The sequence below is a fragment of the Massilia sp. LMS1-1-1.1 genome (assembly GCF_040815535.1).
Taxonomy (GTDB): domain Bacteria; phylum Pseudomonadota; class Gammaproteobacteria; order Burkholderiales; family Burkholderiaceae_D; genus Janthinobacterium; species Janthinobacterium aestuarii.
The window spans coordinates 828175-835294 of record NZ_JBFPNG010000023.1 but is presented as its reverse complement, the minus strand read 5'-3'; the positions used below and the strand labels follow the sequence as shown (position 1 = coordinate 835294).

Below are 7120 nucleotides of genomic sequence, written 5' to 3'. Positions count from 1 at the left end.
CACCCGTTCGCCACTCGCCACCAGAGCAAGCTCCGTGCTGCCGTTCGACTTGCATGTGTAAGGCATGCCGCCAGCGTTCAATCTGAGCCAGGATCAAACTCTTCAGTTTAATCTCTGTTACTTTGCCGTTTTACCGGCACCGTCTTGCGACGGGTCGCTCACTCAAAAAACTGACAGGCCACTACTTTCGTAGCGCCTATTTCATTATTTCTTGTGAACATTTGATATTTTAAGTTAGACGCCAATCCGAAGATTGACGCTGCACTTACATCAAATGCCCACACTTATCGACTGTTAATTGTTAAAGAACTGTATTCGGTTACTGCTTTCGCGCTATCGACAAAGCGTTGTGTTTGTCAGCTGCGAAGAAGGAAGAGTATGAAGCATTTCGCTAAATCCGTCAACTCCTTCTTTTCCTGCTCATCGCCGTTTCCGGTGATCCTCAACTGCCGCAGTGACTGCGTCTCATTGGGGAGGCGAACTATAGCAAAGCCCCCCGGGAGTAGCAAGGCTTTTCCCGGGTATTTGCGGCCAACTGCTACAATTTCGCCCCCTCAGCGCAAATTCGCGTCCCACCATAGAAGATTCACCATGAAACAACAAGCTCAAGGATCAGGCCTGACCCTGAAACGGGCTGGCTTTACCACTGGCTTCGGCGTGCTCGCCGCCACCCTCGGTTCCGCAGTCGGTCTCGGTAACATCTGGAAGTTCCCCTATCTGACAGGCGCCAATGGCGGCGCCGGCTTCCTGCTCATTTATTTACTCGCTACCTTATTAGTGGGACTGCCCGTGATGATCGCGGAAATCACCCTGGGACGCCGGGCCAAGGTCAATCCCATCTCGACCATGGAGCAGCTGGCACCGAAGGGCAAGCCCTGGTGGCTGGTCGGCTTCATCGGCATGATCGCCGCCTTCCTGATCGTCGCGTTCTATTCGGAAGTGGTGGGCTGGGTATTTGCCTATATTGCCAAGGCCATCGATGGCTCCATTCTCAGCAGCGACAAACTGGTGACGGAAGCGGCCTTCGCCTCCCTGATCAGCAATCCTCTGCAATCGCTGTTGTGGCAATGGGGCGTGCTGCTGTTTATCGGCGGCATATTGATGCTGGGCGTGACCAAGGGTATCGAGGCGATCGCCAAGAAACTGATGCCGCTGCTGTTCCTGTTACTCCTGCTGCTCTGTGCGGTCAGCCTGTCGCTCGATAAGGCAGGCGAAGGCCTGGCCTTCCTGTTCCGTCCTGATTTTTCCAAGCTGACGGCCTCCGTCGTGCTGACAGCCATGGGCCTGGCCTTCTTTAAATTGTCTGTCGGCATGGGCACGATGATGACCTACGGCAGCTATTTCCGCGACGACCAGAATATCCCCGTCACGACCTTGCGCGTGATGGCGGCCGACCTCGGTGTATCAATGCTGGCCGGCATCGCCATCTTCCCCGCCGTGTTCACATTTGGCTTCGCACCCAGTGCGGGACCGTCGCTGGTGTTCATCACCATTCCGGCCGTGTTTTCGCAAATCCCCATGGGGCAAGTCCTGATGGTGGTGTTCTTTATCCTCGCCGCCGTGGCCGCCACGGGGGCGATGCTGTCGCTGATGGAAGTGCCCGTGGTGATTTTCCATGAACGCTTTGGCTGGACGCGCACCAAGGCAACGGTCGTGACCATGCTGCTGCTGGCCGTGCTCGGTTCCGTGTGCGCCTTGAGTAACAGCACCTTGGCGAACTTCAAGCTGTTTGATTTGAATATGTTTGATCTGTTCGACTTCGTCTCGTCGAATATCTTCTTGCCCGTGGGCGGCATCGCGATTGCCTTGTTTACCGGCTGGGCCTGGGGCAAGCAGCATTTCATCGATGCGATCAGCAATCACGGCCAGTTGCAGAACAGAAAACTGGCACATGTGCTGCTGTTCCTGCTGCGCTTTGTCTCGCCCGTGCTGATCCTGATCGTGATGCTGAAGGGACTGAACGTCTTCTAGTCAGAGCACCCGGGTGTAGGTCTGGCGCACCAGCACCCGGTCGCCGCAATCGAAATGCCACCATTCGCTGTTGATGCCAAAGAAACCCGCCTGGAACATGGCCTCGCGCAACAATCGGCGATTGTCCACTTGCTGCTCCGTAATTTCTCCCCTTTCCAGCATCACCAGTTCCAGTGCCGGATGCGAGCGCTCACTTAGGTCATCAAAACCCGTGCCCATGTCCAGTTCCTGCCCGTCCGGCCCGACGATGGTGATGTCGAGCGCCATGCCGAACGAGTGGATCGAGCCACGCGACGGCTCGGCGATGTAGCCGAGCAACTCCGTTCCCTGCAGCGCATCCCATAGTTGCTGCTGCACCCGCTGCGGGCGCAGGGCGTCGAGCACCAGCAGATGATGATCGGGCCGCCGTTCGCCCAGCCACGCCACGGCTTTCTTCAGCGCCACTGCCGCATCGCGGTGCAGCCAGGCGCAATCGATGGGGCTGTATAAGTCGCGGCCGACAAAATTGTCGGGCGTGGCATAGCGCAAGTCGACGGCGATGCCGGCGATGCTGCTCAGGTGGCGAAATTGCGGATCGCTGCCGACCGCTTCCAATTGCAAACTTGCAACAGACATCAGACTCCTCTTTCCAGGCAATTGCGCGCCGCCACACCGATGCTGTCGGCCAGGCGCCGCGCGCCATGCGACAGCGGCGAGTGGCTCGCCGTCAATAAATACAGTTGGATCGGTATCGTCGGCGCCCAAGGACGGCGCTGCAGCCGCTCGGGCGAACCGGACGCAGCCGTAAACGGATCGACCACGGCCATGCCGGCGCCCGCTTCCACCAGCGAGCGGGCGATTTGATAAGTCTGCACCACGGTAGAAAACACGGGGTGGATATCCTGCGCCTCGCAAGCGGCGATCACCAATTCGCCTAGCGGATCGTTGTCCGTATGGCCGATCAGCTCGCCGTTCAGGCCATGCGCCGTCAACGGGGTGCCGCAATCGGCCGCGCGCCAGGTGCCAGCCGGCGCGATCACCGTCATGACGCCCTGCGTGATCGGTTCGGCCACGATGCCCGGATGGCGCGGGTCTTGCAGCGATACGGCCAGGTCCGCTTCACCGAGGCGCAAGGTATTGACGATCTCGCCCGTGTGATGGGTGGCCAGCTGGCAACGCGTGTGGGGAAAGTCGCGCCGCCACTCCGTCATGGCAAACGGCAAGACGCTGATGGCGATCGTCGGCGTGGAGACCAGGCGGATGGTTTCCACCGCATGGCCCTTCAGGCTGGCCGCCAGGCGGCGGATGCCCAACAAATCGCGGTTGAGCTTTTCCGTCTCGACAAACAGGCGGTGCGCCTCGGGTTTCGGGTACAGCTTGCCCCGCACGCGCTCGAACAGCGGCATGCCCAGTTGCAACTCGCAATGCTGCAAGACCTTGGTTACGGCCGGTTGCGAGATATGCAGCACCTGGGCGGCGCCGCTGATGGTGCCAACTTGCATGATGGCGTGAAACACTTCGATATGACGCAGCCGCATGAGCTATTCCTTTACCTTGCCGTGGCCGCCTTGGCCGTCAACGTTCAGCATATAAGAAAAAGTCATGGGCTGGAACGGCTATGCTACTTTGCAACAACAGCTGGCGCCGGCGTCGTCAGCACTTCCAGCAGGGCCGCCGTTTCGCCGTCGGGTGTGCCGTCAAACAAGGTGTTGCGGTATTTCATCTGGAAGGCGATCAGCACATTGCGCGTCGCCTCGTCGAAAACGCCCGTGTTCGGCGTCGCATAACCGTGCTGGGCCAGCTTTTTCTGGAACCAGACGGCGTCCGGTACTTGCTGCTCAAAAATAAGGCGCTGCGCGGCAACACGGTTCGCATCGGGCCAGACGATCAGGCCCGCATCGGCCAGCTGGCGCCAAGGAAACAGCGGCCCCGGGTCCTGCTTGCGCTGCGGGGCGATCTCGTTATGGCCGAGGATATTTTCCGGCGCGATGTTGTAGCGGGCCTGGATATCTTTCAGCAGTGGAATCAGCTCATCGATCTGTGCCTGGGGAAACGGATACCAGAGGCGGCCTTCCGGCGTGTCCTTGTAGCCGGGATTGACGATCTCGATGCCGATCGAGCTGACATTCAACTGTGTATAAGTCTTCCAGTTACTCACACCCGCGTGATTGGCCTGGCGCGATTCGTCGACCAGCACGTAAAACTTCGGCTTGTCCGTGTCCGTCAGCAAATAATGGCTGCTGACCACTTGTTCCGTCAGGATCTTGATCGAGCGGGGCAGGTCGCTGACCGTGTAATGAATGATGATGAATTTGACGCGCGGGCTCTGGCTGCGCGCGCTCAAGCTGTGGTCGAGGTGCGGTGCGGGCGTGGTACAGGCGGAGAGCAGGGCCACCAGCAGGGCGAGGGCGATTTTTTTCATGAAATATCCATGTTGGGGTTAATAAAATGTTCAGTATTGGCCTGTGTCTTGACCGCCGCCTTGACGGCTATCCTGGCTGCTGCGTCATGTGGACGGGCAACTTTCTGTTCCATCGTCAACGATACAGGCAAAGCGGCGCGCATGGCTGATGCGATGGCAGGGTGCAATTGCGCCGCGCGGCCGGCCAGCACCACGGGACGCGGACCATGGCGCGATACCAGTGCCAGGGCCAATCGCGCCAGTTCCTGTCCCGCGCGCTGCAAGATGTCCAGCGCCAGCGGGTCGGCGTCGGCACTGGCGGCCACGGCCAGCGCCAGCCGGCCGATGGCGCCCCGGTCCTGGCCATACATGAAGGCGCGCGACAATGACCAGTCGCTGCCGCCCAGTTGCGCAAACACGGCCTCGGCCATGGGCGACGCTTGCCAGCTGCCGGGCGCCTCGTCTTCGCGGCGCCAGATGTGGCGCAAGGCTTCGCGCGCGACCCAGTAACCGCCGCCGCCATCGTCGAGCAGCACGCCGCGCCCGCCTGCGCGGTGAAACACGCCATCCGCATCGATCCAGGCGGCAATCGAGCCCGTGCCAGCGTAGACCAGATAACCTTCGCCTGGTTCAAAACTGTCGCGATAAGCGATGTCGATATCGTTGCCCAAGCGGACGTCGACGGCGTCCAGCGCCAGCAACTCCGCCAGCAACTCCGCCAGCGTCACATCGTCGCCGCCAAAGCCCGTCAAGCCCGCCACCACGGCGCGCGGGTGGCCAACGGCCAGCACAGCCTGAGACAATTTCGCAAACGTGGCGTGCACGGCTGCGCGGCCCGCATCGCTGCTCATTTGCAAGGCAGACAAGCCTTCCACGGCCCCGTCCGCCACGATGGCGCCATCCGCGCCGGCCAAAGCCCAGCGCGTCTGCGTGCCGCCCGCGTCGATGCCCAGCCCGAGTACGGCCGTGTCAATATTGATTGCAGGGAAGGAAATCATGGCATGAGTGTAAAGCCAAGCGGAGCTTGCAGGCATGAAAGCTTGCGCATGTTTCATGCCTGCAGGTTATGGATTGCCGGTAAACCGGCAAAATTACTTGGCGGCGACCGTAAACGGTGCGCGCACGGTGACGCGGGGGCTTTCATTGCCGAGGCGGTCCACGGCGCTGACCACCACCGCATTGACTTTACCAATGGCATCGTCGATCAGGGTCAGTTCGCCTTGCACGCCTGTGACCACGGTAAAACGCCAGTCCTCGCCGTAGCGGGCCCAGACGGCGTACTGCGCCACGGGTTTGCCGCCGCCCGCCGTCAATTTGATGTTCAGGCTGGTGGAATCGCGGCGCAAGGCCAGCACGGGCGTACCCGGTGCTTCCTTGCCCAGCCATGGCGTGGCGGGAATCAGGGCAGGGCTTTGATACACGCTCGCCTTGAGTTGCTCGCTGACACCCTTGCGGTTCTGCATCAGGGGCACCATGCTGAAATGCACTTGGCCATTCGCGCCGGGGCGCGTGCGCGTCACTTCGATTTGCTTGATGATCTCTTGCGGCGTGAAGGACTTGGCGGAATTGTCGATACGGCTCGTGTACAGGCCAGGCCACACATGGCGGCCATACGGGTTTTGCGCCAGCCAATAATCGAGCAGCACGCCAAACGCTTGCGGCGCCTGCGCCACGGGCCAGTACAGCTGCGGCGACAGGTAATCGAGCCAGCCCTTGGCCAGCCACAACTCCGCGTCCGCATACAATTTATCGTACTGGCTGAAGCCGACGATGCCGGCAGGGCGGCGGTCCGGACGGCCGATGCCGAACGGGCTGATGCCAAAGCGCACCCAGCTCTTTTCGCGGTGGATGCCTGTATACAAAGCCTCGATCAGCTGGTTGACGTTCTGGCGGCGCCAGGAAGCGCGGTCCAGCTGGCCGCCGGCCAGCAGATATTGCTGCCAGGAAGGCTCATCGGGAAACGGCAGTTCGCGCTTGGCGCCGCCATTGCCCGCGTCCAGCGCGGCTGTTTCCGCACCGGCGCCGGCGCCAGGCGCGTCGATCGGGTACGGGTAAAAGTAATCGTCGATGTGCACGCCGTCGATATCGTAGCGGCGCACCACGTCGAGCACCACGTCCGTCGTGTGCTTGGAGGCGGCGGCGTCGCCCGGGTCCATCCACAGGTAGCGGCCGTATTGCTTGACGGACGCCGGGTTGGTGGAAGCGAAACTGTCGCGCGCCAGCGGCGACTTGGCCGTCGCGTGACGGGCCCGATACGGGTTGAACCAGGCATGCAATTCCAGGCCGCGCGCATGCGCCTGTGCCACCCAGAAGGCCAGCGGGTCATACAGGGGCATTGGCGGCTGGCCTTGCTTGCCGGTCAGGTATTCCGACCACGGCTCCAGCTGCGATGGGTAAATCGTGTCGGCGCTAGGGCGCACCTGCAGCACAATCGCGTTCAAATTCAAGGACTTGGCACGGTCGAGGATGGCCAGCGCTTCCGCTTGCTGCTTGGCGACCGGTAAATTGCTGCGGCTGGGCCAGTCGATATTGGCCACCGTCGAGACCCAGGCGGCGCGGAATTCGCGCGGCGCCGGCGGCGGCACTTCGCCCGTGATGTGCTGCACGGGCGGCACGGCTGGCAAACCCGCTGCACCCGGCGTCACTGCGGAGGGGATCCTGGTGCTGGTACAGCTGCTGAGCAATGTGGCGGTGGCCAGCGCGGCCAATACGCCGGCGCTGGCGCTCAGGCGTTTTTTAAAAGTAGACAACAAAACAATTCCTTGCAGT

The 7120-nt window shown here is 61.2% G+C and carries 6 protein-coding genes and 1 rRNA gene; 1 reads left to right on the top strand and 6 read right to left on the bottom strand.

The genetic code is table 11. The features are described 5' to 3' along the window. Positions 1 to 109: ribosomal RNA gene (locus tag MRBLMS1_RS18810) — 16S ribosomal RNA — on the bottom strand; the annotation flags it as partial. Between the two features lie 482 nt (positions 110 to 591). Here MRBLMS1_RS18810 and MRBLMS1_RS18805 point away from each other — a divergent pair. Then, positions 592 to 1971: a sodium-dependent transporter gene (locus MRBLMS1_RS18805; RefSeq protein ID WP_485881016.1), complete on the top strand. Its 1380-nt coding sequence runs from the start codon at positions 592 to 594 to the stop codon at positions 1969 to 1971. On the opposite strand, the gene MRBLMS1_RS18800 is transcribed toward MRBLMS1_RS18805, so the two are convergent. The 5 genes from MRBLMS1_RS18800 to MRBLMS1_RS18780 all read right to left on the bottom strand — a co-directional run bounded on the left by MRBLMS1_RS18800 (position 1972) and on the right by MRBLMS1_RS18780 (position 7104). Then, positions 1972 to 2586 carry a M15 family metallopeptidase gene (locus MRBLMS1_RS18800; RefSeq protein WP_485881014.1) on the bottom strand — a complete coding sequence of 205 codons (615 nt, stop codon included), beginning with the start codon at positions 2584 to 2586 and terminating at the stop codon, positions 1972 to 1974. Continuing rightward, a complete protein-coding gene (locus MRBLMS1_RS18795) occupies positions 2586 to 3488 on the bottom strand; it encodes a LysR family transcriptional regulator (protein ID WP_485881012.1) in 903 nt (300 codons plus the stop codon). The genes MRBLMS1_RS18800 and MRBLMS1_RS18795 overlap by 1 nt, the downstream gene beginning before the upstream one ends. Before the next feature lie 83 nt (positions 3489 to 3571). After that, complete coding sequence (locus tag MRBLMS1_RS18790) at positions 3572 to 4372, bottom strand: N-acetylmuramoyl-L-alanine amidase (RefSeq protein WP_485881010.1); 801 nt, start codon at positions 4370 to 4372, stop codon at positions 3572 to 3574. After that, the gene (locus MRBLMS1_RS18785) at positions 4369 to 5349 is read right to left on the bottom strand and encodes an N-acetylglucosamine kinase (RefSeq protein WP_485881008.1); all 981 of its coding nucleotides are present in this window, start codon (positions 5347 to 5349) and stop codon (positions 4369 to 4371) included. Before MRBLMS1_RS18785 ends, MRBLMS1_RS18790 begins: the two co-directional genes overlap by 4 nt. A 93-nt stretch (positions 5350 to 5442) precedes the next feature. After that, positions 5443 to 7104, bottom strand: coding sequence for a glycoside hydrolase family 10-like protein (locus tag MRBLMS1_RS18780; RefSeq protein WP_485881006.1), 1662 nt, complete (start codon positions 7102 to 7104; stop codon positions 5443 to 5445). Between the last annotated feature and the right edge of the window lie 16 nt (positions 7105 to 7120).

Coding starts and splice junctions, on each gene's coding strand:
- MRBLMS1_RS18785 (WP_485881008.1), bottom strand. CDS start 5,349: ATGATTTCCTTCCCTGCAATCAATATTGACACGGCCGTACTCGGGCTG.
- MRBLMS1_RS18805 (WP_485881016.1), top strand. CDS start 592: ATGAAACAACAAGCTCAAGGATCAGGCCTGACCCTGAAACGGGCTGGC.
- MRBLMS1_RS18795 (WP_485881012.1), bottom strand. CDS start 3,488: ATGCGGCTGCGTCATATCGAAGTGTTTCACGCCATCATGCAAGTTGGC.
- MRBLMS1_RS18790 (WP_485881010.1), bottom strand. CDS start 4,372: ATGAAAAAAATCGCCCTCGCCCTGCTGGTGGCCCTGCTCTCCGCCTGT.
- MRBLMS1_RS18800 (WP_485881014.1), bottom strand. CDS start 2,586: ATGTCTGTTGCAAGTTTGCAATTGGAAGCGGTCGGCAGCGATCCGCAA.